22 protein-coding genes are annotated in these 22,259 nt (G+C 67.4%); 6 read left to right on the forward strand and 16 right to left on the reverse strand.

What is annotated here, in order from left to right:
• Positions 1-2: 2 nt before the first annotated feature.
• Positions 3-908: a LysR substrate-binding domain-containing protein gene (locus ACFC0O_RS06210; protein WP_375954289.1), complete on the reverse strand. Its 906-nt coding sequence runs from the start codon at positions 906-908 to the stop codon at positions 3-5.
• 79 nt (positions 909-987) lie between these two features.
• Here ACFC0O_RS06210 and ACFC0O_RS06215 point away from each other — a divergent pair, with 79 nt between their 5' ends.
• Both ACFC0O_RS06215 and ACFC0O_RS06220 read left to right on the forward strand, forming a co-directional pair.
• Entirely contained in the window at positions 988-1,644 is a 657-nt protein-coding gene (locus tag ACFC0O_RS06215; protein ID WP_375954291.1) for an SDR family oxidoreductase, read from the forward strand.
• Positions 1,645-1,806: 162 nt separating this feature from the next.
• Positions 1,807-2,043: a hypothetical protein gene (locus ACFC0O_RS06220; protein WP_375954293.1), complete on the forward strand. Its 237-nt coding sequence runs from the start codon at positions 1,807-1,809 to the stop codon at positions 2,041-2,043.
• Between the two features lie 118 nt (positions 2,044-2,161).
• Here the strand turns inward: ACFC0O_RS06220 and ACFC0O_RS06225 are convergent, their stop codons facing one another.
• Together ACFC0O_RS06225 and ACFC0O_RS06230 are read right to left on the reverse strand one after the other, a co-directional pair.
• On the reverse strand, positions 2,162-3,133 hold the full coding sequence (locus tag ACFC0O_RS06225) for an alpha/beta hydrolase (protein WP_375954295.1): 972 nt from the start codon (positions 3,131-3,133) through the stop codon (positions 2,162-2,164).
• Between the two features lie 150 nt (positions 3,134-3,283).
• Positions 3,284-3,823, reverse strand: coding sequence for a hypothetical protein (locus ACFC0O_RS06230; RefSeq protein WP_375954297.1), 540 nt, complete (start codon positions 3,821-3,823; stop codon positions 3,284-3,286).
• A gap of 218 nt (positions 3,824-4,041) precedes the next feature.
• Here ACFC0O_RS06230 and ACFC0O_RS06235 point away from each other — a divergent pair, with 218 nt between their 5' ends.
• On the forward strand, positions 4,042-4,980 hold the full coding sequence (locus ACFC0O_RS06235) for a hypothetical protein (RefSeq protein WP_375954299.1): 939 nt from the start codon (positions 4,042-4,044) through the stop codon (positions 4,978-4,980).
• Positions 4,981-5,070: 90 nt separating this feature from the next.
• Here the strand turns inward: ACFC0O_RS06235 and ACFC0O_RS06240 are convergent, their stop codons facing one another.
• From ACFC0O_RS06240 to ACFC0O_RS06285, 10 genes are all read right to left on the reverse strand, one after another.
• Positions 5,071-5,475, reverse strand: a complete 405-nt coding sequence (locus ACFC0O_RS06240; RefSeq protein WP_375954300.1) for a hypothetical protein — start codon at positions 5,473-5,475, stop codon at positions 5,071-5,073.
• A gap of 113 nt (positions 5,476-5,588) precedes the next feature.
• Positions 5,589-7,232, reverse strand: coding sequence for a hypothetical protein (locus tag ACFC0O_RS06245; RefSeq protein WP_375954302.1), 1,644 nt, complete (start codon positions 7,230-7,232; stop codon positions 5,589-5,591).
• Between the two features lie 119 nt (positions 7,233-7,351).
• The gene (locus ACFC0O_RS06250) at positions 7,352-7,702 is read right to left on the reverse strand and encodes a nitroreductase/quinone reductase family protein (RefSeq protein ID WP_375954303.1); all 351 of its coding nucleotides are present in this window, start codon (positions 7,700-7,702) and stop codon (positions 7,352-7,354) included.
• 88 nt (positions 7,703-7,790) lie between these two features.
• Complete coding sequence (locus ACFC0O_RS06255; protein ID WP_375954305.1) at positions 7,791-8,936, reverse strand: acyl-CoA dehydrogenase family protein; 1,146 nt, start codon at positions 8,934-8,936, stop codon at positions 7,791-7,793.
• Positions 8,937-9,097: 161 nt separating this feature from the next.
• A complete protein-coding gene (locus tag ACFC0O_RS06260; protein ID WP_375954307.1) occupies positions 9,098-9,910 on the reverse strand; it encodes a lysophospholipid acyltransferase family protein in 813 nt (270 codons plus the stop codon).
• A 214-nt stretch (positions 9,911-10,124) separates the two neighbouring features.
• Complete coding sequence (gene hflX, locus ACFC0O_RS06265; RefSeq protein ID WP_375954309.1) at positions 10,125-11,630, reverse strand: GTPase HflX; 1,506 nt, start codon at positions 11,628-11,630, stop codon at positions 10,125-10,127.
• Between the two features lie 71 nt (positions 11,631-11,701).
• A complete protein-coding gene (dapF, locus tag ACFC0O_RS06270) occupies positions 11,702-12,619 on the reverse strand; it encodes a diaminopimelate epimerase (RefSeq protein WP_375954311.1) in 918 nt (305 codons plus the stop codon).
• A 24-nt stretch (positions 12,620-12,643) separates the two neighbouring features.
• Complete coding sequence (locus ACFC0O_RS06275; RefSeq protein ID WP_375954313.1) at positions 12,644-13,465, reverse strand: TrmH family RNA methyltransferase; 822 nt, start codon at positions 13,463-13,465, stop codon at positions 12,644-12,646.
• Positions 13,466-14,398 carry a tRNA (adenosine(37)-N6)-dimethylallyltransferase MiaA gene (gene miaA, locus ACFC0O_RS06280; protein ID WP_375954315.1) on the reverse strand — a complete coding sequence of 311 codons (933 nt, stop codon included), beginning with the start codon at positions 14,396-14,398 and terminating at the stop codon, positions 13,466-13,468.
• Positions 14,395-15,144 (reverse strand): hypothetical protein, encoded by a 750-nt coding sequence (locus ACFC0O_RS06285; RefSeq protein ID WP_375954317.1) that lies wholly within the window; start codon positions 15,142-15,144, stop codon positions 14,395-14,397. The genes miaA and ACFC0O_RS06285 overlap by 4 nt, the downstream gene beginning before the upstream one ends.
• A 173-nt stretch (positions 15,145-15,317) precedes the next feature.
• Here ACFC0O_RS06285 and ACFC0O_RS06290 point away from each other — a divergent pair, with 173 nt between their 5' ends.
• Positions 15,318-16,742: a DUF349 domain-containing protein gene (locus tag ACFC0O_RS06290; protein ID WP_375954318.1), complete on the forward strand. Its 1,425-nt coding sequence runs from the start codon at positions 15,318-15,320 to the stop codon at positions 16,740-16,742.
• Positions 16,743-16,751: 9 nt separating this feature from the next.
• Here ACFC0O_RS06290 and ACFC0O_RS06295 read toward each other — a convergent pair whose 3' ends face one another.
• Positions 16,752-18,059 (reverse strand): glycosyltransferase 87 family protein, encoded by a 1,308-nt coding sequence (locus ACFC0O_RS06295; RefSeq protein WP_375954320.1) that lies wholly within the window; start codon positions 18,057-18,059, stop codon positions 16,752-16,754.
• Between the two features lie 210 nt (positions 18,060-18,269).
• Here ACFC0O_RS06295 and ACFC0O_RS06300 point away from each other — a divergent pair, with 210 nt between their 5' ends.
• Positions 18,270-19,061 (forward strand): phosphatase, encoded by a 792-nt coding sequence (locus tag ACFC0O_RS06300; RefSeq protein ID WP_375954321.1) that lies wholly within the window; start codon positions 18,270-18,272, stop codon positions 19,059-19,061.
• 11 nt (positions 19,062-19,072) lie between these two features.
• Here ACFC0O_RS06300 and ACFC0O_RS06305 read toward each other — a convergent pair whose 3' ends face one another.
• Entirely contained in the window at positions 19,073-20,083 is a 1,011-nt protein-coding gene (locus tag ACFC0O_RS06305; RefSeq protein ID WP_375954323.1) for a GlxA family transcriptional regulator, read from the reverse strand.
• Positions 20,084-20,178: 95 nt separating this feature from the next.
• Here ACFC0O_RS06305 and ACFC0O_RS06310 point away from each other — a divergent pair, with 95 nt between their 5' ends.
• Positions 20,179-21,567: an MFS transporter gene (locus tag ACFC0O_RS06310; protein ID WP_375954325.1), complete on the forward strand. Its 1,389-nt coding sequence runs from the start codon at positions 20,179-20,181 to the stop codon at positions 21,565-21,567.
• Positions 21,568-21,570: 3 nt separating this feature from the next.
• Here ACFC0O_RS06310 and ACFC0O_RS06315 read toward each other — a convergent pair whose 3' ends face one another.
• Positions 21,571-22,152, reverse strand: a complete 582-nt coding sequence (locus ACFC0O_RS06315) for a hypothetical protein (protein ID WP_364632787.1) — start codon at positions 22,150-22,152, stop codon at positions 21,571-21,573.
• Positions 22,153-22,259: the final 107 nt, after the last annotated feature.

The raw sequence follows: 22,259 nt of genomic DNA on the forward strand, positions 1-22,259 counted from the left end.
CGTCAGCTGTCCAGTTTCGCGGTGATCGCGGCGGGAATCGGGATGCCCCGGTGCAGTACCGCCGCGGTGAAGGCGCGTACCAGCACATCGCCGGGAGTTCCCTGTAGACAGACGATTTCGCGGCTGACGGTGGGGCGGATGTGACGCAGTGCCGCCGGGAGGCCGGTGGGAAGCGCGGTGATGGGGACAAGGGCCACACCTACACCGGCGGCGGCCAGTTGTGCAGCGGTGGCGGCCTGGCGGGTGCGCATGGCCACGGTGAATTCCACTTCCTGACGGGCGGCTTGTGCGTCCAGCCAGCCCGCGAGGCCGTTATCCGGGTGATAGTGGATGAGGGGCTCATCGCGCAGGTGCCGCAGGGTGAGGTGCGGGCGATTTGCCAGGGGATGGCCCGGCGGGAGTACCGCGATGATTTCCTCGGTGCCGATGACCTCGGTAGCGCCGGTCCAGCGGCTGGGCCGGGGGCCGATGGCCAGATCCGCAGCGCCCGAATCGACCAGGCGGGCAAGCTCATCCGCGCTGGTGGCCTCGGTGAGCGCCAGGCGCACCAGCGGATTGCGGCGCAGCCAGCCGCGCAGCACGGGTGCGAGAAGTCCGGCGGTCATACTCTCCGCGCAGGCCAGGCGCAGCGATCCGCCTTCACCGCGCGCGGTCGCGCGACCGCCGTTCATGGCGCGATCGACGGCGGCAACGGCCAGGCGCGCCTCCCCGATCACGCTGTCCCCCACCGCCGTCGGGCGCACACCCCGGGGCAGCCGCTCCACCACGGGCGCGCCGATCTCACGTTCCAGCGCGGCCAGTTGATGGGACAGCGCGGGTTGTGACATATGCAGTCGCGCTGCCGCCTCGGTGATCGATCCGGCGTCCACGACCGCGATCAGACATTCCAGTGCGCGCAACGTAGGCATTCGTGAATTCTATGGCAGCGATCGAAAACCTTCAGATCGCGATGGGATTATCGGCCGGGCGGGAGACGCTGATCGGGATATGACAACACTCGAGAACAAGACCCTGGTGATCATCGGCGCGAGCTCCGGCATCGCCGCCCGCATCGCCGCCGATGCGACAGAACAAGGCGCACAGGTGATTTCGACCGGCCGCCCGGAGGTCGACCTCGCCGATGAAGCATCGATTCGGGCCCTGGCCGAACGCGTCGGCGAACTCGACTACCTGATCACCCTCGCCGCCGACCACGCCAACGGGCCCGTCACCGAACTGGATCGCACGGCCGTGCACCGCGCGTTCGACGCCAAGGTCATCGGCCCGATCCTGCTGGCCAAACACTTCGCCCCGCGCTTCCGCCCGGACGGTGCGATGCTGCTCTTCTCCGGCGTAGCAGCCTGGCGGCCCGCCCCGGGCCGCAGCGTCATGGCGAGCACCAATGCCGCCGCGGCCACTCTCGCCGAGGCGCTGGCGGTCGAACTCGCACCGCTGCGCGTCAACGCGCTCTCCCCCGGCATCATCGATTCCGGAGCCTGGGACGGCCCCGCCAAGGACGCCTTCTTCGAATCGGTGGCGGCCCGTAACCCGGCCCGCCGCATCGGCACTCCCGCCGATATCTCCGCCGCAGCACTGCTGGCCCTGACCAATCCGTTCCTCACCGGAACGACCCTGCATGTGGACGGCGGCGGCCGCCTGGCTTGATGTCGTGTCGGCCGAATCACCCTGACGCCGTGCGGTTTCGGCGTTCGGGCGAGCCTCGGACCAGCACCTTCAGAATCTCCAACCAAACGGTTGCAAATGCGTCGCGAAAGTGATCTACTCACATTTGCAACCAAACGGTTGGAGTTTCGAACGGAGTCTGAAATGACTGTCACAGCCCCCACCACCGCCCCCTCGGTGCACGTTCGCGCCGTGATCACCTGGCTCGCCATCTTCCCCATGGTCGCCCTCGGCATGACCCTGATGGCCCCGTTCACCGCGACCTGGCCGCCCGCCCTGCGGGCCCTGGCCCTGACCGCGGTCGTGGTGCCCAGCGCGGTCTACGTGGTGGTGCCCCGCCTGATGGCGGCACACCAGCGGATCACCCACCGGCACAACTGAACTCGAAGGCGGCCGATCGATGACCTCGGCGTACCGATCGGCCGCCGAATACGCGTTGCGAACCACCATCGCCTTGCACCGGGACCGAGCCCGGGCGGGATTTGCCCGGGCGGTACCGCTACGGCGTCGATACCCCTTGCGCGACAGCCTCATTCACGCCCAGTCCGCGTCGCAGTGCGGCCAGCTGATCGGCGGCCGCGCGCACGCTGACCGCGGCACCGGCCACCAAGCCCGAACCGTGGAAGGTGCCCGGGTACAGATGCAATTCGACCGGCACACCCGCGTGCGCCAGGCGCTGGGCGTAGTCGATGCCGTCATCTCGCACCGGGTCGAACTGGCTGGTCGAGATGTACGCCGGGGGCAGACCGGAGAGGTCGGTGGCGCGGGCGACGGCGGCGTAGGGCGATACGTCCGCACCGCCGGGTGCCACACCGAGATAGTGCTCCCAGATCACTCGCAGACTGGGGCCGTCGAAATTCGGGGTGTCGTCATAGGCGGTGGCGGACGGGGTCCGCAACCTGTCGTCCGTCGCGGGAAAATCCAGGAGCTGGAAGCTCAACCCGGGTCCGCCGCGATCGCGCGCGAGGAGTGCGAGACCGGCGGCGATGGCTCCGCCCGCACTGTCACCGGCCACCCCGATGCGGGTGCTGTCGACGGCCAGTTCACCGGCGCGGTCCACCACCCAGCGCAGGGCGGCGAAGCAATCGTGCAATCCGGCCGGGAACGGGTGCTCGGGCGCGAGGCGGTAGTCCACCGACACCACCACGATGCCGAGTTCGGCGAAGCGAATCATCTTGGCATGCACCATCTCCAGGTCACCCAGGACGAATCCGCCACCGTGGACGTAGAGCAGCGCCGGGAACGGTCCGGGACGATCCGCGGGAGCGTAAACACGCACCGGCACATCGACTTCGGCGTCCTCGGTGCGCGCGATCAGATCGCGGATGCGCACGGACTCGGGAACCGCCACCGGCGGGCGAGCCGAGAACAGCGCGCTCATCTGCGCCCGCGCGGCGGGGACGTCTCGGTAATCGGCGGGTCGGAGCTGGTCAACCCACGGCTCCAGCTCCGGATCGAACGCGTGTGCCATGTAGGCGGGGAACCCGGCCCGTCGACCGCCTATTCCCCTATCGGACAACATTTTCGGACTCGCCCGCCCCGCGAACAGTCCGCAACCACGCTATTGCGCCTGGGCGGCGCGGCTCGACCCGCTCGGATCCGCACCGCCGCGCGCCCGTGATCAGGTCAGGGCGAAGGTCAGCAGCGCCGCGGCACCACCGGCCCCGCGCGACCAGGAGTAGCCGAACCAGACGCCCGGGGTGATCTCGCGGATCTCGTCGTAGATCTGCGGGGTGGGCGAGGGCGCGTAGTTCAGTGCCCAGGTCGGGCGGCCGTCCAGAATGGCGGGCGCGCTGTACACATCCGCGCGCCACCCCTCGATGCCGGCGCCGGTGATGCGGTTCTCCAGATAGCCGCCGTTGGGTCCGGTGTAGAAGGTCTTACCGATCCACACCAGCGGAGTCCACGCCTGCATATCCACCGGCCGGATCACCCAGCCGTTCTTGACGCCCATCGGGACCGCGCCCTGATCGGCATCGCGGAAGATATCGTCCTGCTGCGCCGGCGAACACCGAAAACGCAGTGAGTCAATGGTTGCCGCGCGATCGCCGTTGTACAGGACGCAACCGCCGCCATAATCGGCATCCGCGGCGGCTATCGGCGCGGTGAAGGGATTGAGCGCGAACGCGGTACCTAATCCGGCAAGGGCGAGCAACCTCACCAGGGCATATCTCAGTGTTTCGCGGCGTGAGTGCATCACTGCCTCCAACGGTCGACCCCGACCTAACAGCGATGCTAGTTCGCTATGAGATAGCTACGAACAAGTGCAATACAAACGAGACCAAATGGTCTTCTACCTGCGGCGTCGTATCCGCACATTGACAGCCAACTGCCAGCTGGTTCACGAAACCCGCGCAGCTTCGCGGCGATTAATTGACCATGGCTCGGAAAATTTCTCGATCGCCGCGGACGCGGTGGGTATGGCTCGCCCTCGGCTGCCTGGTCGCCGTGATCGCCGTGGCACTGAGCGTGCCGAGCGCGGTCGCCGCGGCACGCGATACCGGCGCCCCCGGACAGCACCCGGTCACCACCACCCAGCCGGTCGAGACACCGGTGCAGGTGGCCCCGCCGACGACTCCCCAGCAGACGCCCGCCATGATCGCGCAGCAGATGCAGACCGCGATCCAGGCCGCCTCTCCCGGCAGCACCGTCGGCATCGACGTCGTCGATATCGGTTCGGGTGCGGTCCTGGCCGACCTCAATGCCGATCAGCAGTTCTACACCGCCTCGGTGGTGAAACTGCTCATCGCGCTCGACGAGCTGAAAAGTCAGAATTGGCAGGCGGATTCGGATACCGCGGCCGAACTCACCCAGATGCTCGCCACCAGCGATGACGATATCGCCGATACGCTCTGGGACGCCGACGGCGGCGGCGATATCGTCACCCGCATGGCCGATCTCATCGGACTGCCCGGCACCCAGGCGCCCGAGGACAACGCGCAGTGGGGCGAAACCCTCACCACCCCACAGGATGTGGTGAAACTGCTCGACTACCTGAACGACACCGTGCCGCTGCCCGCGCGCACGCTCATACTCTCCGCGATGCGCGGGGCCACTCAGATCTCCGCCGACGGCACCGATCAATACTTCGGCATCCCGGACGGACTCACCGGTGACGCCTGGGCCGTCAAACAGGGCTGGATGTCACTGGACGATTCCACCACCCTCGACACCACCGGACTGGTCGCCGCCACACCGGGCGGACCGCTGCGCTACGCCGTGGTGGTGCTGACCACCCAACCGGCCGATATGAGCTGGTCGGCAGCGGGCGCGGCACTCACCGCAGGCGTGACGCTGCTGCGCACCGTCATCGCCTGAGAGCCGTAATCGCCTGGGCGACAGGGCGATACGGGAAAGGCCCGCACGCAGCGCGGCGTGCGGGCCGATACCGAGACCGAGACGGCGGGTCTAGTCCAATGGGAGCACCGCGGCCGTACCGGTGATGACGGTATCGCTCTTGTCGACCAGGGCCGCGCGCACCTGGACCGATTGGCCCGAGGCCAGCGCCGCCGCCCCCGGGGCGGGGGTGATCGTGACTGTGGCCTTCTGCGAGCTCCCGTCGCAAGTGGGGGCGCTCAGGGTGCCCTGCGCGGACGGACGGTCGGCATTGGGGTCGCCGACCAAGACTTTGAGCCCCGCGACCCCGGCATCGGCGTCGCAGGAGTACAGGACCCCGACAACCGTGGCGTCGGCCCCCTTGACCTCGATGGAGTTGGCCGCCAACGCGGCGGGGGCGGTGGAAATCAGGCCCGCGCCCAGAGCGGCGAGGGCGAATGCGGTGCAGGCGGAACGCTGACGAATCCGATTAGTCACCATCGCTCCATGGTGGCAGCACCCGTCCCGGGCCCGGCGGGAGGCCCGGTCCGCACGGCGCGTCCCGGCCGCGGACCCGAACGGGACCGCGGCACGAGCGGCAACCGTCCGAATCAGTGCGGCTGGGACTGGCGGGTTGCCAGCTCATCCACGAAAACCTTTGCGCACTGCGCCAATTGGGCAGGGGTGAGGCCACCGAGATCCTTGGCGCAGTCGGCGTTCGGTGCGGCGACCGGATTCGGCGTGGCCTCGGCGGCCGCGGCACCCGTATCGTCCAGTTTCACCAGCTGGACCGGGGTCTTGTGACTGGCACTGATATCCATCCGGTAGACCACCCGGCCGTTGAACTCCACGAAACCGCGCCAGGTGTCACCGTCGATCGGGGTGAACTCGACCAGTTTGCCGCCATTGGACATGACGGTCCCGGCATTGGTGGCCAACCAGGCGCGGGCATCGGCGTCCAGATTGTCGATATTGATGCGGCGCGGGTCGCTGTCGTCGAGCACATAGACCGATTGCGCGTTGAGGTTGCCGCGATGCACTTCATCGGCGGACGTGACCGAATACGCCACGAAGAGTTCGGAAGTGCTGCCCCGCAATGTCATCGGGGTGACCCATTGCAGGCGGCCGGTCGCCTTATCGCGCAGCAGATACTCCGAGACATTGCCGCTCTGCGCCCCGGAATTCGCCGGATCGAACCCGAAGTGGTTGCGGTTCATGTTCTCTCGGCCCGCAGCCCATTTGGTCTCGGTGCGCTGTTGCGCGGTAAGGGATTTCGGATAGACCGGGCCCGGCAGCGCACCCGCCGCCACCTCCTGCCGGTAGTCGAGCGCGATATGTCCGTGATCACCGCGCACCACTATCACCCCGGCGGGCGCGGTCACGGTGCGATGGGTCCACGGCATGGGCGTGGTGACCGGGATGACGACGATCGGCTCCTTGCCATCGCAGTACCCCCACACATCGCTCATGTCATAGCCGATGAGCGGGTATTTCTCCTTCAGCAGATTGTTCAGGCTGTTCATCCGCGCACCACCGAACGCCTTGTCGATGGCGTAGTCACCGATGAAGTTGCATTCGGTGGCATTGCCCTGCCCCGTCCACTCCGCGACCCCGCCCAGTGGCACATTGATACCGCTGCCGTCCAGCACGCCGCTCCACGCGCCGTTCTTGCCGTTGAGATAGGTGATGGTATCGGTCAGCAGACTCACCGCCTGTACATCTCCCGTCGCCCGCGAGAGCGCGATCCGGGCGCCGTCCAGCGATCCCGCGCGCGGATCCCATCCCGCCGCCGACAGCTCCCCCTGTTTGATGCAACCGCGCACATCATGCCGCCCCAGAATCGCGCATCCGTCCGAATCGCGTTGTCCGCCATCACCGAGCAGATGCACCGAGCCGGGAACATGGTTGGCATCGCGGATGTAGAACGTGGTCGCCCCCGAATAGAACCGGCCCTCGTTCTTGTCCAGTGCGACCAGGAAATACCCCGCACCCACGATCGCCGCGACCAACAGCAGCGAACCTGCGATGGTGGCCGCGTTCGAATACGCGTACACGCCATAGGCGATCACCCCGGCCGCCGCGTACCCGATCAGCCACCACAGTCCGCCGCCGTGCGCGAAAACATTGAACCACCAGGCGCGCAACCCGTTCTGCCGCCCGAACCCCGGCGCCGCCACGGCCCAGAACAACCAGTACAGGCCCACCACCCCGGGCAGTACCAGCCACCAAGCGAAAACCCGTGCCCCATCCGGCATGACGACCTCCCCGCCGCACTGTGGCAGGCGATGAAACTACCTGCTCAAATGCACTGTAGCGGTGCCGATCCGGCCGCGCATCACCCCGAAAACACGGGGGCCGCGCCAGATTCGGCCGATCAGTTCGGCTGATCCAGCAGGACCCGGACCGTAACCCGGCCCCGGTCATCCCGGCGTGCGGTGGCATGCCCGCCGCGATCCGCACCGTCCAGGTGCAGCGAGATCGGGCCGCCCTCGCCCAGGAAGTTGCGCCACCATTTCTTGCTGTCCGGCATGGCGACACCGATGGTGATCGTGTCGCCCTTGCGCGAATAGAACACCGGCGTCTTGAACGTCCGCCCGGAGCGCCGCCCGACGTAGGTGAGCTCGACGAATCCGCGCCGCATGAGCGTCCCGATGACCGGCGCTTCGGTCAGCGCGACGACCGCGCTGTTGACGCCGCGGGTGATCGATCCCAAGGTGAGTGCCATACCGGTCACCCTACCGACCGGCCGGTGCCGAAGCAGTGTCGGCCGGTGACTGTCACGTCACCGGCCGAAACTTCGAAAGCCGTTGGGATCAGGCCAGTTTCAGGGAACGACCGATGATCTCCTTCATGATCTCGGTGGTGCCGCCGTAGATGGTCTGCACGCGAGCGTCCATGTACGCCTTGGCGATCGGGTATTCGCGCATGTAGCCGTAGCCGCCGTGCAGCTGCAGGCATTTGGTGATGAGGTCGAGCTGCTCCTCGGTGCTCCAGTACTTGGCCATGGCGGCCTCTTCCACCGTGAGCTTCTCCTGGTTCAGGAGTTCGATGCAGCGGTCGACGAAGACGCGGACGGCGGTGGTCTTGGTGGCGAGCTCGGCCAGGACGAAACGGGTGTTCTGTTGTGCGCCAATCGGTTTGCCGAACGCCTTGCGATCACGCACGTACTGGATGGTGTTCTTCAGCGAGCCTTCCATGGCGGCGGCGGCCATGACGGCGATCGAGAGGCGCTCCTGCGGCAGGTTCTGCATCAGGTGGATGAAGCCCTGCCCCTCGGTGCCGAGCAGGTTCTTGCCCGGAACGCGGACATCCTGGAAGGAGAGCTCGGCGGTGTCCTGCGCCTTGAGGCCGATCTTGTCGAGATTGCGGCCGCGTTCGAAACCGGGCATACCGCGCTCGACCACCAGGAGCGAGAAACCCATCGCGCCCTTCTCCGGATCGGTCTGGGCGACCACGATGACGATATCGGCGTTGATGCCATTGGTGATGAAGGTCTTGGAGCCGTTGAGGATCCAGTCGTCGCCGTCCTTGACCGCGCGGGTCTTGATGCCCTGCAGATCCGAACCGGTGCCGGGTTCGGTCATGGCGATGGCGGTGATGATCTCGCCGGAGCAGAAACCGGGCAGCCAGCGCTGCTTCTGCTCCTCGTTCGCCAGCTCCAGCAGGTAGGGGGCGATGACGTCATTGTGCAGGCCGAAACCCAGGCCCGAATACTGCGCGTAGGTGACCTCTTCGGTGACCACGGCGTTGTAGCGGAAATCCTTCACGCCACCGCCGCCGTACTCCTCCGGCACCGCCATACCGAGGAAGCCCTGTTTGCCCGCCTCCAGCCAGACCGCGCGATCGACGATGCCGTCGTGCTCCCACTGCTCGTGGTGCGCGGCCACATGCTGATCCAGAAACTTTCGGAACGACTCCCGGAACAGATCGTGCTCGGGTTCGAAAATAGTGCGTTCCACGCCAACCTCCTGAGTGACCACATCGGCACATCGCCTCTGCCCATACGGTACTCGAAAGTCGAATCAGGGTTAACTTCGAACCCCGAAAAAGTGGTCCGAACTGCACCTGTCGCCATTGACAGTGCAGATCGAAGCAGCTGAACGCCGGTAAACCTACGGGGTCAGAGACCGACCGCGGAGAGGGTCCGGCCCAGCAGTGAACGGCCGCGATCGCGGTCCCGTTCGGCGAGCAGGAAACCGAGTTCCTCCTCGAGCGCCTTACGGGTCACCGTCTGCAATTCCAGGGCGGCGGCCTCGGCATCGGTGGCATCACGCCACGGGCTGGTATCGATCGGGGTGCCGAGCGAGAAATAGAAGCGCTCCGGCTTGGGCACCAGAGTCGGGCCCAGACCGCGAATCAGCGGCGGCGTCAGATTCGCGCGCAGTCCCAGACCGGTGACAGCCTTGCGCAGCGGCAGCATGACCGGATGATCGCCGTCGAAGACGATGTCGTAGATGTCATCGCCGCCGACCATGGCGATGGGCACGATCGGAGCCCCGGTCGCAATCGCCATGTGCGCGAAGCCCGTTCGGCCCTCCCAGAGCAGCTGATACTTCTGGCCCTTGCCGCGCATGGCTTCCCGGCCCCCGCCGGGGAACACCGCGACGGCCTCGCCCTGCTCCAGCAGCGCGGTGCAGTTACGGCGATTGCCGCGCACAACTCCCAAGCGGTGCAAGCCATCTCGCAAGATCGGGACATCGATGAGGATGTTCTCGGCCAGACCCCGCACCAGCCGGTCATGCTTGGCCAGGATCTCCGCCGCCAGCAGCGGGGCATCGGTTCCGCCCGCGAGCGTGTGATTGCCGACCAGCAGTACCGGGCCGTCCAGCGGGAAATTCTCCAGCCCGTAGAAACGCGGACTGAACCAGGCGCGCGACGGCGCGGTGATCAGTTCTATGACCCGACGATCGATGTCGGTCAACTCGACGTGCAACGGAGCACCGTCGGTGAGCCCCCGTGACTCGGTCGATTGATTGTCATTCGACGACAAGATATCCCTCCCTGCAGAGATTCCGATAGCGAGATGCTAACGAAATACCCTGCAGGGGGCCGAATTCACCCCGCTCCCGGGTGACCCTCGGGGGCTTCGCCCCCAAACCCCCGAAAACCCGCGCGACCCGCACGAACCTTCGCCGAGGTGAGCGCGACTATTCCGTCGAGGCGCTGACGTCCACGCCAGCGTGGGCGAATTCACTCAAGATGCCCGCGAGGGAGGCCGGGACCTTGGCGCGGACCAGGGTGCCGTCGGCCTCGTGATCCGAGGTGAGGATGCGGCCGTCCGCGTGAATGCGGGCGAGCAGATCACCGCGCGTGTAGGGCAGCAGCACGCTGACCTCCACCAGCCCGCCGAGCACCTTGTCCAGGCGTTCGCGCAGCACATCCAGACCCTGGCCGGTGGCGGCCGAGACGAAGACCGCCTCGGGGAGCCAGCCGCGCAGCTGGGTCAGCTCCATCGGGTCGAGGGCGTCGATCTTGTTGACCACCAGCAACTCCGGCGGGGCCGGGGTCTTGGTTTCGCGCAGCACATCGGTGACGACCTCGCGGACCGCCTTGATCTGCTCATCCGGGAACGGGTCCGAACCATCCACCACGTGCAGCAGCAGATCCGCGCCGGTGACCTCTTCCAAGGTGGAGCGGAAGGCCTCGACCAGCTGGGTCGGCAGGTGGCGCACGAAACCGACGGTATCGGTGAAGACGACCTCGCGGCCATCCTCGAGCGCGGCCTTGCGGGTGGTCGGATCCAGGGTCGCGAACAGCGCGTCCTGCACCAGAATGCCCGCGCCGGTGAGCGCGTTCATCAGGCTCGACTTGCCCGCGTTCGTATAGCCGACGATCGCCACCTGCGGAATACCGCTGGAGACCCGCCGATGCCGCTTGGTATCGCGGGCGGTCTTCATCTCCCGGATCTCGCGGCGCAGCTTGGCCATTCGCTCACGAATGCGCTGACGATCGGTCTCGATCTTGGTCTCACCGGGACCACGCGTACCCACGCCACCGTTCGCGCCCGCACGACCACCGGCCTGCCGGGACATGGACTCACCCCAGCCGCGCAGTCGCGGCATCATGTACTGCATCTGCGCGAGCGCGACCTGAGCCTTGCCCTCACGGGAGGTCGCGTGCTGGGCGAAGATATCCAGAATCAGCGCGGTGCGGTCGATGACCTTCACCTTGACGATCTTCTCCAGCGCGGTCAGCTGTGCGGGGCTCAACTCACCGTCGAGAATGACCGTATCCGCACCGGTCTCGAGGACCATGGTGCGCAGCTCCTCGGTCTTACCCGAGCCGATGTAGGTGGCCTTATCCGGTTTGTCGCGGCGCTGGATCAGCGTGTCCAGCACCTCGGAACCGGCGGTCTCGGCGAGGGCGGCCAATTCGGCCATTCGCGCATCGACCTGTTCGGTGGTGCCCTCGGTCCAGACGCCGACCAGCACCACGCGCTCCAGGCGCAGCTGCCGGTACTCGACCTCGGTGACATCCTCGAGCTCGGTGGACAGGCCTGCCGTGCGGCGCAGGGCGGCGCGGTCATCGAGCTGCAATTCACCGACGGTGGGCGATCCGGAATCGTTTCCGGTCGGCGACGCGGACCAGCCGGTCGCGGCGTCGTCGGTGTTCTCCTCAGCGGGAGTGAACTCGTACGTCTCTTGTTTACTCATACGCCTCCATGATCCCACGGACCAACCGAACAGCGCATTCGGTTATTTCCGGGCGACAGGACAGGCGTGTCCTAGGCGTCCTGCCACCACTTGGCGGCGATCCTGCCGGTGGCCACCAGCACCGACGGGCCACGCAGGGTCGCGGTGCCGTGATCGATGCCGACCGTGACGGTGCCGCCGGGGATGTGGACCTGGACATGGCCGGTATCGGCGGCCAGATCGAAGCCGTCGCGGGCGAGAGCCGCGGCGGCCGCTGCCACGGTTCCCGTTCCGCAGGAACGGGTTTCGCCGACGCCGCGTTCGTAGACGCGCATATCGACGCCGCGATTGCCGTCGGAGGCGACACCCAGGGCGGTCAGGATTTCGACGTTGACGCCGTTGGGGAAGACCGTGTGGTCGAACGACGGGGCGTGGGTCAGGTCCAGTTCTGCCAGTTCCTGATGGGTGAGGGTGGGATCCACGCAGGCCAGGTGCGGATTGCCGACGTCGATGCCGAGACCGGTGAATTCGCGACCGGCGAGGGTGGCGGTGGACTCGCCCAGGGTGCGGACCCGGCCCATGGCGACGGTGACCTCACCGTGCACCGGATCGGCATGGTGCACGATCACCGGGCGGGCTCCGGCGCGGCTGCCGACCACGAATTCCTCGGCGGTCTCGAGACCGATGGCGACCAGGTAGTGGGCGAAGACGCGCACGCCGTTACCGCACATCTCGGCGATGGAACCGTCGGCGTTGCGGTAGTCCATGAACCAGTCTTCCGGGCTCACGCCTTCGGGAAGCACTGGCAGAGTGCCGTTTTCGATGAGGGCGCCCGCGCGAGCCACGCGCAGCACACCGTCCGCGCCGATACCGCGCTGGCGATCGCACAGTGCGGCGACCCGGGATTCGGTCAGCTCCAGCCAGGCATCCGGATCCGGCAGCACGACGAAATCGTTCTGCGTGCCGTGTCCTTTGCTGAAGTCGATATCAGCCGCGTTCTCGTTCACCATTCGTCCTCACCCACACCCGAGTTGTCAGCGCAACGCCCGGCGCTGCCGGGAAATTTCGTACAGGGCCACCGCCGCCGCCGACGGGGCCCCGAGGGAACCGTCGGACGGGACGCACACCAGCTCATCGCACACCTGCCGCCAGGCGGGGGCGAGCGTCTCGCTTTCATCACCTATGACCAGCACGGTGGCGGCGCCGAACTCGAATTCGTCGAGGGCGATACCGCCGTGATCGTCACTGCCGACGATACGGGTGCCGATCCCCCGGGCCAGTTGCCGGTCCCGGAACGCGGTCAACTGGGCCGGGCCGGAGGCGCGCAGGACCGGAACCGCGAAGAGCGCGCCATCGGAGGCGGTCACGCTCTGCGGGTCGTAATGGTCCGCGCCGGAACCGGTCACGATCACCCCGCTCGCACCGAAGGCCGCCGCCGAGCGGATCAGCGCACCCAGCCGGACCGGTGAACCCGGGCGATCGATGACCACCACGGTGGGCGGCTGTTCCGGTGTGCCCGGGGCGAAATCGTCGAGTTCCATTCGGCGCGAGACCGCCACCGCGACCAGCTCCGGCACCGATTCGGAGGGTTCGGCCAGTTCGGCCATCACCTCGGGCACCAGTCCGATGCTCGGCACACCGCTGGATTCGAGCACCTGGCGCGCCCAGCCGGACGGTTCCGGCGCACCCAGTCGATAGACGAGAGTCTCCAGGGGCCAATGACATTCGAGTGCGCGGGCGATGGGGCGCTGACCGTGCACCAGGAATCTATTGTCGCGCAGGCGACTGGCCCGGGAGTTCAGATATGCCTGCCACACCTGGACCGAGGCATTGCGGGCATTCGCGCGACGCGTCACTCAGCTGACTTCCTGTTCGTCCTTCGTCGTCGAGGAGCGAATGAGCGCCAGCGCCGTCTCCGCCAGCCGCGGATCCGCGCCGTCCACCCAGTGCACCCGCTGATCGCGGCGGAACCAGGACCGCTGTCTCCGGACATAGCGCCTGGTGCCGATGAAGGTGCGCTCCTGTGCTTCGTTCAGGTCGTATTCGTTGTCCAGGTAGTCCAGGACTTGTGCGTATCCGATTGCGCGGCGGGCGGTCTGGCCATCGCGCAGGCCCTGGCCGATGAGCGTGTGCACCTCGTCCACCAGACCGGAGTCGAACATCTTCGCGGTGCGCAGTTCGATACGGGCGTCCAGTGCGGCGGTTTCCCGGTCGACGCCGATTATGACTGTGCCCCAGCGGGGTTCGCCGATCTGCGGGGCGGAGGCGGCGAACGGCTTACCGGTCAGCTCGACCACCTCGAGGGCGCGCACCATGCGGCGGCCGTCGGTGGGCAGAATGGTGTCGGCGGCCACCGGATCGGCGGCACGCAGCGCTTCGTGCACGATGACCACGCCGCGCTCCTCCAGCAGGGTCTCCCATTTGGCGCGGACCACCGGGTCGGTGGCCGGGAAATCCCAATCGTCCAGCAGCGCTTGGACATACATCATCGAACCGCCGACGATGACCGGGGTGTGACCGCGCGCCATGATGTCTTCCACATCGGCGCGGGCCGCGGTTTGATACACGGCGACGGTCGCGGTTTCGGTGACGTCGAGGACATCGAGCTGATGATGCGGAATACCGCGGCGCTCGGCGAGCGAGAGTTTCGCGGTGCCGACATCCATGCCGCGATAGAGCTGCATGGCATCGATATTCACGATCTCGCCGTGTAGTCGTTCGGCCAAATCCAGGGCCAGATCGGACTTTCCGGTGGCGGTGGGGCCGACGACGGCAATGGGCCGAATCATGCGGCACCGCCCGGAAGCCAGCTGCTCGCGTGGTAGGCGACGCCGAACGGGGCTGCGGCATAGAAGGTTTCGACGCGAGGGTCGGCGGCGTCGGCGGCGAAGAGTCCGGCCAGCACCTGGAAGGCCGGGCGGCCCGCGACATCGAGTTCGGCGCACAGCTGCTCATCCAGTGCCGCCAAGGCGGTCCGGTCCCCCGCCGCCAGTGCGCGATCGATCTCGGCCTGTGCCGCTTCGGCGCGCGGATCGAGATAGCGCGGGGCCTTGAGCGACAGGGTTGCCGCACCGTCGCCGACGACCAGCACGCCGTACCGGTCGGTCGCTGAATCCAGTTCGGCGCGCAACTTCCGGCCATACGCCAGGCACTCCGCGGCCGGTGTGTCCGATGCCACCAGACGAGCCACCGCGATCGCGTCCGGGGCCACCCGCTCGCGCAACCAGCCGCCGATCAACACCGGCAGCGGCAAATCGGGATCCGGATTCTCGGTATTCGCGGTCGCCGACAAACCGGCCCGGATATCCACCCCGTATCCCCGGAACGTGCCCGCGGTTTCCGCGTCGTACACGCTGTCCGAATCCGCCACGCCGACAACAATCCAACGTTTGGCCTGGCCAGCCAGCTCTCCGGCCGCCTCGAACACCGCGCCGCGCAGCCGCGCGAGATCACCGTCCGCCGCCGCGCCTGCCGCGCCACCCAGCTCGGGTATCAGGGCGGGTGGTGAGGGGACCAGCGACGCAACACAGAACACGCGGTCAACCGTAGCGCTACCGCGCCTCACCAGCCCCACCCCACCTGATCGCCGCGCCACGGAGGTGGCCTCAAAGACAGCATTTCGCATCTCAGCCTGGTTGAATGGGGAGAGTTGGACAATGAGCTAGGGCGTAACCAGGCAGCCGTGACGCGCGGCAGGGACGAGGAGCAATGAGCGACAACAGCGGAAACGAGAAGGCTACCCAGTCGGAACCGACCTCGACGCCCCAGCCCGGCGCCGCCCAGCGTCCGTCTCCGGCCACCGCCGCCGGTCCCCGCCCGGGCCCGGCGCCGCGTAAACCGGAAGCCCCGAAGCCACACGCCGTCAAGCCCACTCCCGGCCCGGCGACCCCGCATCCGCATCCCGTCGTGGTGCCGAGCGTGAGCGACCCCAGCCAGTGGGGCCGCGTCGACGAGGACGGCACCGCCTGGGTGAAGACCACCGACGGCGAACGCGTCATCGGGTCTTGGCAGGCCGGTGACACCGCCGAGGGCCTGGCCCACTTCGGCCGCCGCTTCGACGATCTGGCCACCGAGGTCGCCCTGCTCGAGGCCCGCCTGGCCGCCGGCACCGACGCCCGCAAGACCAAGACCGCCGCCACCGCGCTTGCCGAGACATTGCCCAGCGCCGCGGTCATCGGCGATATCGACGGGCTCACCCAGCGCCTGCGCGCCATCATCGAACACTCCGACGAGGCGGCCGCGCACGCCAAGGAGGAGAAGGAACGCTCCCGGCACGAACAGACCGAGCGCAAGGAAGCCCTGGCCGCCGAGGCCGAGCAGATCGCCGCGGATTCCACCCAGTGGAAGGTCGCGGGCGATCGGCTGCGCGAAATCCTGGACGAGTGGAAGACCATTCGCGGGGTCGATCGCAAGGTCGACGACGCACTGTGGCGGCGCTTCTCCAAGGCGCGCGAGGCCTTCAACCGCAGGCGCGGCGCGCACTTCGCGGAATTGGATCGTGAACGCGCCTCGGCCAAGACGCATAAGGAAGAGCTCTGCGTGCGGGCCGAGGAATTGGCCAATTCCACCGATTGGGCGGGCACCGCCGCGGTCTTCCGCGATCTGCTCGCCGAATGGAAAGCCGCGGGGCGCGCTCCGCGCGAAGCCGATGAGCAGCTGTGGAAGCGCTTCAAATCCGCGCAGGACGTGTTCTTCGCGGCCCGCAATTCGGCCGCTTCGGAGCGGGATGCCGAATTCGAGCAGAACGCGCATTCCAAGGAAGAGCTGCTGCTGCACTACGAGAACCTGAATCCGGAAACCAATCTCGATGCCGCTCGCGCCGCGCTGCGCGATCTGCAGGAGAAGTGGGACGCCATCGGCAAGGTGCCGCGCGAGCGCATCCACGATCTGGAGGCGCGCCTGCGCGCGGTCGAGAAGCGGGTCCGCGACGCCGTCGACGCGCAGTGGCGGCGCAGCGATCCCGAGGCCATGGCCCGGGCGGCCCAATTCCGTGAGCGGGTCGCGCAGTTCGAGGAGCAAGCCGCCAAGGCGCAGGCCGCCGGTAAGACCCGCGATGCGGAGAAGGCGCTCGAACAGGCCAAGCAGTGGCAGGAATGGGCCGAAGCCGCCGAAGGCGCGGTCAGCCAGCGCTGAGCGTGTTTGTCAGCCCGCGCTGAGGCTTTCGCGTGAACGGTCCGAGGGCAGTCGATCCTGTTGCCCCCGGGCCGTTTTCGTTTCACCGTGCAGCCACGCGGCCGCGACCGCGAACAATGCGAGGGTGAGCCAGATGTAGGCATTGTGGGACAGGAACGCGTAGCGGCCGTGCTCGGGCAGATCGAAGACGCTGCCCAAACGCATTCCCAGCAGGTCGAATACGCCGCCCGAGGAGACCGCGAACACCACAAGCAGTACGGTCGGCGCGATCATGCCGCCGCGGCGCAGGGCGAGATCGGCCAGGTAGATCAGCAGCGGTGCCAGCCACACCCAGTGATGGATCCAGCTGAACGGCGATACGGCGGTGCTGGTCAGCCCGCACAACAGTACGGCGGGCAGTTCCCGGCCGGTCGCCGAGAACCGGCGCGCCAGCCACAGACAGATCGCGACAATCGCGAGAGCGCCTGCGAGCCACAGCAATTGGAGCCCCGTACCCGCACCGAGGGAGCGCGCGATCATGCCGCGCAGCGTCTCGTTCTGCGGGTTCGCCGGTACACCCACCCGCGCCGGATCGGCGAACGCACCGCTCCAGAATGTCCACGAATCCTTGGGCAGCACAGCCAAACCCACGATCACGGTGGCGATCAGAGCCCCGATCGCGGTGGCGGCGGCCCGGAATCGGCGCGTCACCAGCAGGTAGAGCACGAAAAACAGTGGGGTGAGCTTGATTCCGGCCGCGATACCGGTCAGCACGCCCTTCCAGCGCGAGGAATCGGGCAGGCTCAAATCCACCAGCACGATGAGCAGCAGCAGGATATTGATCTGGCCGAACGCCATGGATTCGCGAATCGGCTCACACCACAGCAGAATCGCCGCGCTCGACAGCGCCAGCAACGCCATCCGGCGATCACGCCGATAGCCCAGCATCGACAGCGCCACCCATCCCGATGCGGCGAGGATGGCGAAATTGCCGAGCTGGCCGACCCAGGTGAACACGGTGCCGTGCATGGCCACCAACGGTACGAACAGCAGCGCCGAGAACGGCGTGTAGACGAATTCCCACACCCCGCGGGTACTCCCCCGCAGCGGACTGTCGTAGACCGAAACTCCGTCCACCACGCGTTGCGCCGCGATCTGATAGGTGCCCAGGTCCATCAGATGCGTCATCATCTGCGTATTGACGGCCACCTGTTCGAGGTAGCGCCATCCCGCCAGCACCCCTACCACCGCGAAGGCCCACACCACCGCGGCGGGAATCGTGCGCCGCTCCGGCACCACGTGATTCGTGTCCGCGAGCCGCTCGATCCCCACTGACATGCTGCCTCCACCGCTACCTTGGTCTCCGCTTGCCCGAACCACCGTAGTGACGGATGCCCGGGCGCGCACACCGCAAACCGGTTCGTTTGTGTCGCGCACACCGGCCCGACCGGACTCGCGCGGAGTTCGGGCGATTCCGGCGGCTCGGCGGATTACCTTGGGGCTCAAATAGATCGAGGTGAGGACCGGGGTCCGGTTAGGCTCGGGGCTATGGGACCGACGCGGGAAACGCTGGTCGCGCATTTGATGGCGACCGGAATGGCGGGGCAGGTGGCAACGCCGCGGGAGAACAATCTGGATCACTATCAGCGGCTGGCCTACCGGGATCCGGACTATATGTTCGGGTTGAATCCGGGGCCGCGCTGGGAGGATCCGGCCGAGATCCTGGAATTGATGGCGCGCAAGGTGGGGGTGGATCCGCGACCGCAGTTCCGCCGGGGCGTGGACACCATCGATCCCGAGCTCACCGCATCGGCACTGGACCGATATGCGGAGCGATTCCAGCAGGCGTTGCGGGAACAGCAGCGGGTGCTGTTCGCCACCGGGCATCCGCGCACCCTGGCCCGGCTCTATCAGCAATTGGCGGCGGCCCTGACCGATGCGGGCGGGACGATAGTCCGGGCTGGTGCGGGTGCGGGATATGACGGGTACACCCGGCGCGGATGGCAGCGGCTGGAGGTGGACTACTTCCTCGGCGTCGCGACCATTGGCGACCCGATCGGTGCGGTGCACACGCATTCGGATCGGCCGATCCGGCTGGTGCTGGCGGCGCTGGAGAAGGCGGGCGAGGCGCGCCCGGATCTCGTTGTCGCCGACCACGGTTGGTGCGGCGGTGCGGCCTACGCCGGAATCGACGCCATCGGCTTCGCGGACTGCAATGACCCGGCGCTCTTCGTCGGCGAGGAGGAGGGCACCGTCGCGGTCGCGGTACCGCTCGACGACGGCATCGATGAAGAGGAATACGACCTGCTCGGCGAATACATCCTCACCAGCCGGACATAGCGGGCGGCCGGTCAGCCGGTGATGATTTCGTGGCGGGTGACGCGGTGGGAGCGGCGGTATTCGCTCGGGGAGATGCCGACCTCGCGGCCGAAATGAGCGCGGAGGTTGGCGGCCGTGCCGAGTCCGCAGCGGTCGGCCACCACGTCCACCGGTAAATCGGTGCACTCCAATAGCTCTCGGGCGCGAATGACGCGCTGGGTGAGCAGCCATTGCAGCGGGGTGCCGCCGATTTCGGCGTGGAAGCGGCGGGCCAGGGTGCGTTCGCTGGTGTTGGCGTGGCGGGCCAGATCGGTGACGGTAAGCGGCTGATCCAGGTGATGGATGGCCCACTGCAGGGTCGCGGACAGGCCGGAGTCGGCGGGATAGGCGGGGACCGGGGATTGCAGATATTGGGCCTGGCCCCCGGCTCGATGCGGTGACACCACCAGGTGCCGGGCGGCGGCATTGGCCGCGCCGGAGCCCAGATCCTTGCGAATCAGGTGGATGCACAGGTCCATTCCGGCCATGGTGCCCGCGCTGGTGAGAATGCGGCCGTCATCGATATAGAGGACGGCCGGATCGATCTCCAGGTGCGGGAAGCGTTCGCGCATGACGGCGATATGCCGCCAGTGCGTGGTCATGCGGCGGCCGTCCAGCAGTCCCGCCTCGGCGAGGATGAACGCGCCCGTGCAGAGCGAGACGATGCGCGCGCCCGCCTCGTAGGCGGCGCGGACGGCGTCGACCAGATCGCGGGGCGGATGCTCGCGCACGTTCGGGGTGGACGGGATGACCACCGTATCGGCGCGGATCAGGTCGTCGTAGTCGTGAGCGGTCAAGGCCACGAACGGATCCCGCAGTGCGGCGGATACGGCGTCACGGGGACCGCAGAGCTGGAAGCGATACCAGCGGTCCGGGTCCACGCCCAGCGGCGGTTCGGAAAAGACCTGGTACGGGATGGCGACCTCGAAGATCGGCATACCGGGGGCGACGGCCACGGCGAGGGTTCCGGGATCGATACCCGTTCCCGGGCTGTTCGGCTCCATGAATTCACGGTAACCCTCGGCCCTGTCAGAAATCTAGCGCATCGTGGCATTCCTGCCACTGTTGGCGCGAATGCCGGGCTCGGATAGTCGAACTCATGACAACGACGACCGAAGACGAAGCAGCTCAGCGGGTCGAGACAGTATCGGCGGGGCGCTATCGCGTACTCGCCATCGCCGGTATCGCCCAATTCCTCGCCATACTCGATCTTTTCGCGGTCACCGTCGCGTTTCCGGCGCTGCGGGAATCGTTCGACAGCTCGATCGGCGCGGTGTCGTGGACTTTGAACGCGTACACGATCGTCATGGCGGCACTGCTCGTTCCCGCCGGGCGGCTGGCGGACGATACCGGGCGCAAGCGCGGATTCCTCATCGGCATAGCGCTTTTCGGACTGGCCTCGATCGCGTGTGGAGCCGCGCCGAATCTGACGGTGCTGATCATCGCGCGCATAGCTCAGGCGGCCGCGGCGGCGCTGCTGGTGCCGACCGGACTGGGACTGGTGCTGCCCAGCTTCCCGCGCCGGGAACATGCGACGGTCATGGGCATCTGGACCGCCATCGCGGCCGCCGGCGGGGCCAGCGCGCCAGTGCTGGGTGGACTGCTGTTGCAGGCGGGGTGGCGGTGGATCTTCTTGCTGAACGTACCGTTCACGGTGGTGGCGTTCGTCCTGGGGCTGCGGGTGCTGCCCGATATCGCACCGGGTGTGCGACGGCGGCTGGATCCCCTTGGTGCACTGCTCATTCTGGGCGCGACGGCGGGATTCACCACGGTGTTCGTGCAGGCGGACACCTGGGGTTACACGGGGGTGGCGACCCTCGGCATGCTCATCGCCGCGATCGGCCTGGCCGTGTGGTTCGCCGTGCACATCCGACAGCACCCCGATCCGGTGGTGAGCCCGGTTGTTCTGCGGCACAAGCTATTCCGGACCGCACTGCTCGGAGTGTTCTGCTACTACCTGGCTTTCGCAGCCATGATCCTGGAGATCACGCTGTTCCTCACCGAACGACTGCACTATTCGGTGCTCGCGGCGAGTCTCGGTGTGGCTCCCCTGCCGATCAGTTGCCTACTGCTGTCACCGTTCTCGGGCAGGTTCATCGCCCGCTTCGGTGCTCGCGCCTCGGCCGCTCTCGGTGGCGCGTGCCTGGCGGCAGGTGCCGGGTGGTGGGTGCTGGCCAGCGGACTCACCGATTCCTACGCGCTGATCATCCTGCCCGGCGGCATACTCGCCGGAGCCAGTACCGCACTGTTGCAGCCGCCGCTGTTCGGTTCGGCCGCGCTACTGCCCGCCGCCGAGACCTCGCTCGGTTCCGGCACGCTCATGATGGCGCGGCAGACGAGTTCCGCTCTGGGCGTTGCCATTCTGACCGCGATCCTGGGTGCGGGCGCGGACCACACCCTCGCCGAATTCCGCGCGGGCTGGCTCTTCATGACCGTGGTGGGCGTTGCCGCGACCTTCGCGGGGCTCGCCTACCGACCGGATCGGTGAGTGCTATTTATCGCCGAACAGGCGGCGGTGGTCGCGTTCCTCGGCTTCGGCGGCGGCGATGCGGCGCTGTTCCTCGGCGGCCAGGTGCACGGTGGTGCGGCTCCAGACCACGCGAATCCAGTGGAAGGTCAGCACCATGATCACGATGGTGGACAGGATCAGGCCGATGCCCGGGCCCGCGCCGTGATAGTTGCCCAGGCCCGGGGTGTTGCGGTGCCAGATGGAGAACACGCCGAACACGCTGCCGATGGCCGAGCCCGCGACCGCGATCCACGCCAGCGCCCAGCGCCGGGTGGCCAGCGCCAGCAGGGAGAAGCCGATGCCGAAGACCACCACGAACCATTCGAAGACCCGCGACGGCAGGCCGATGTGCTCGGCCTTCGCCGCGGCGTCGTACAGGATCACATCGAAGCCGCGCGCCTGCCCGGCATGCGGCAGCACCAGCGAGAACAGCAGCAGGAATACCGCGCCCGCGACGACCATCGCGCGCACGCCCGGGTCGATCTCCCCCGCGATCTTGCGCTCGACGGCCTCGAGATCCGCGCGGAACTGTTCGAAGTCCTGACTGTTCTCCGCCGACTTCATGGTCTCCTCGTTCGCCTCGGGCGCATCCGCACGCGCCGAATCTGATTGTGCCGCTGACTCTTCCGCCTGCTGTGGGTCCTGCGCGGAACCGTCGTCGGGGCCGTTCG

It is taken from the genome of Nocardia sp. NPDC056100 (assembly GCF_042266325.1).
In the GTDB taxonomy this organism is placed as follows: Bacteria; Actinomycetota; Actinomycetes; order Mycobacteriales; family Mycobacteriaceae; genus Nocardia.

What these genes read in the sequence shown, in the direction of transcription:
- ACFC0O_RS06210 (WP_375954289.1), bottom strand. Translation starts at nt 908, where the DNA reads ATGCCTACGTTGCGCGCACTGGAATGTCTGATCGCGGTCGTGGACGCC.
- hflX (WP_375954309.1), bottom strand. Translation starts at nt 11,630, where the DNA reads ATGAGTAAACAAGAGACGTACGAGTTCACTCCCGCTGAGGAGAACACC.
- miaA (WP_375954315.1), bottom strand. Translation starts at nt 14,398, where the DNA reads ATGATTCGGCCCATTGCCGTCGTCGGCCCCACCGCCACCGGAAAGTCC.
- ACFC0O_RS06300 (WP_375954321.1), top strand. Translation starts at nt 18,270, where the DNA reads ATGGGACCGACGCGGGAAACGCTGGTCGCGCATTTGATGGCGACCGGA.
- ACFC0O_RS06215 (WP_375954291.1), top strand. Translation starts at nt 988, where the DNA reads ATGACAACACTCGAGAACAAGACCCTGGTGATCATCGGCGCGAGCTCC.
- ACFC0O_RS06220 (WP_375954293.1), top strand. Translation starts at nt 1,807, where the DNA reads ATGACTGTCACAGCCCCCACCACCGCCCCCTCGGTGCACGTTCGCGCC.
- ACFC0O_RS06225 (WP_375954295.1), bottom strand. Translation starts at nt 3,133, where the DNA reads ATGGCACACGCGTTCGATCCGGAGCTGGAGCCGTGGGTTGACCAGCTC.
- ACFC0O_RS06305 (WP_375954323.1), bottom strand. Translation starts at nt 20,083, where the DNA reads ATGGAGCCGAACAGCCCGGGAACGGGTATCGATCCCGGAACCCTCGCC.
- ACFC0O_RS06310 (WP_375954325.1), top strand. Translation starts at nt 20,179, where the DNA reads ATGACAACGACGACCGAAGACGAAGCAGCTCAGCGGGTCGAGACAGTA.
- ACFC0O_RS06290 (WP_375954318.1), top strand. Translation starts at nt 15,318, where the DNA reads ATGAGCGACAACAGCGGAAACGAGAAGGCTACCCAGTCGGAACCGACC.
- ACFC0O_RS06295 (WP_375954320.1), bottom strand. Translation starts at nt 18,059, where the DNA reads ATGTCAGTGGGGATCGAGCGGCTCGCGGACACGAATCACGTGGTGCCG.
- ACFC0O_RS06235 (WP_375954299.1), top strand. Translation starts at nt 4,042, where the DNA reads ATGGCTCGGAAAATTTCTCGATCGCCGCGGACGCGGTGGGTATGGCTC.
- ACFC0O_RS06315 (WP_364632787.1), bottom strand. Translation starts at nt 22,152, where the DNA reads ATGAAGTCGGCGGAGAACAGTCAGGACTTCGAACAGTTCCGCGCGGAT.
- dapF (WP_375954311.1), bottom strand. Translation starts at nt 12,619, where the DNA reads ATGGTGAACGAGAACGCGGCTGATATCGACTTCAGCAAAGGACACGGC.
- ACFC0O_RS06250 (WP_375954303.1), bottom strand. Translation starts at nt 7,702, where the DNA reads ATGGCACTCACCTTGGGATCGATCACCCGCGGCGTCAACAGCGCGGTC.
- ACFC0O_RS06245 (WP_375954302.1), bottom strand. Translation starts at nt 7,232, where the DNA reads ATGCCGGATGGGGCACGGGTTTTCGCTTGGTGGCTGGTACTGCCCGGG.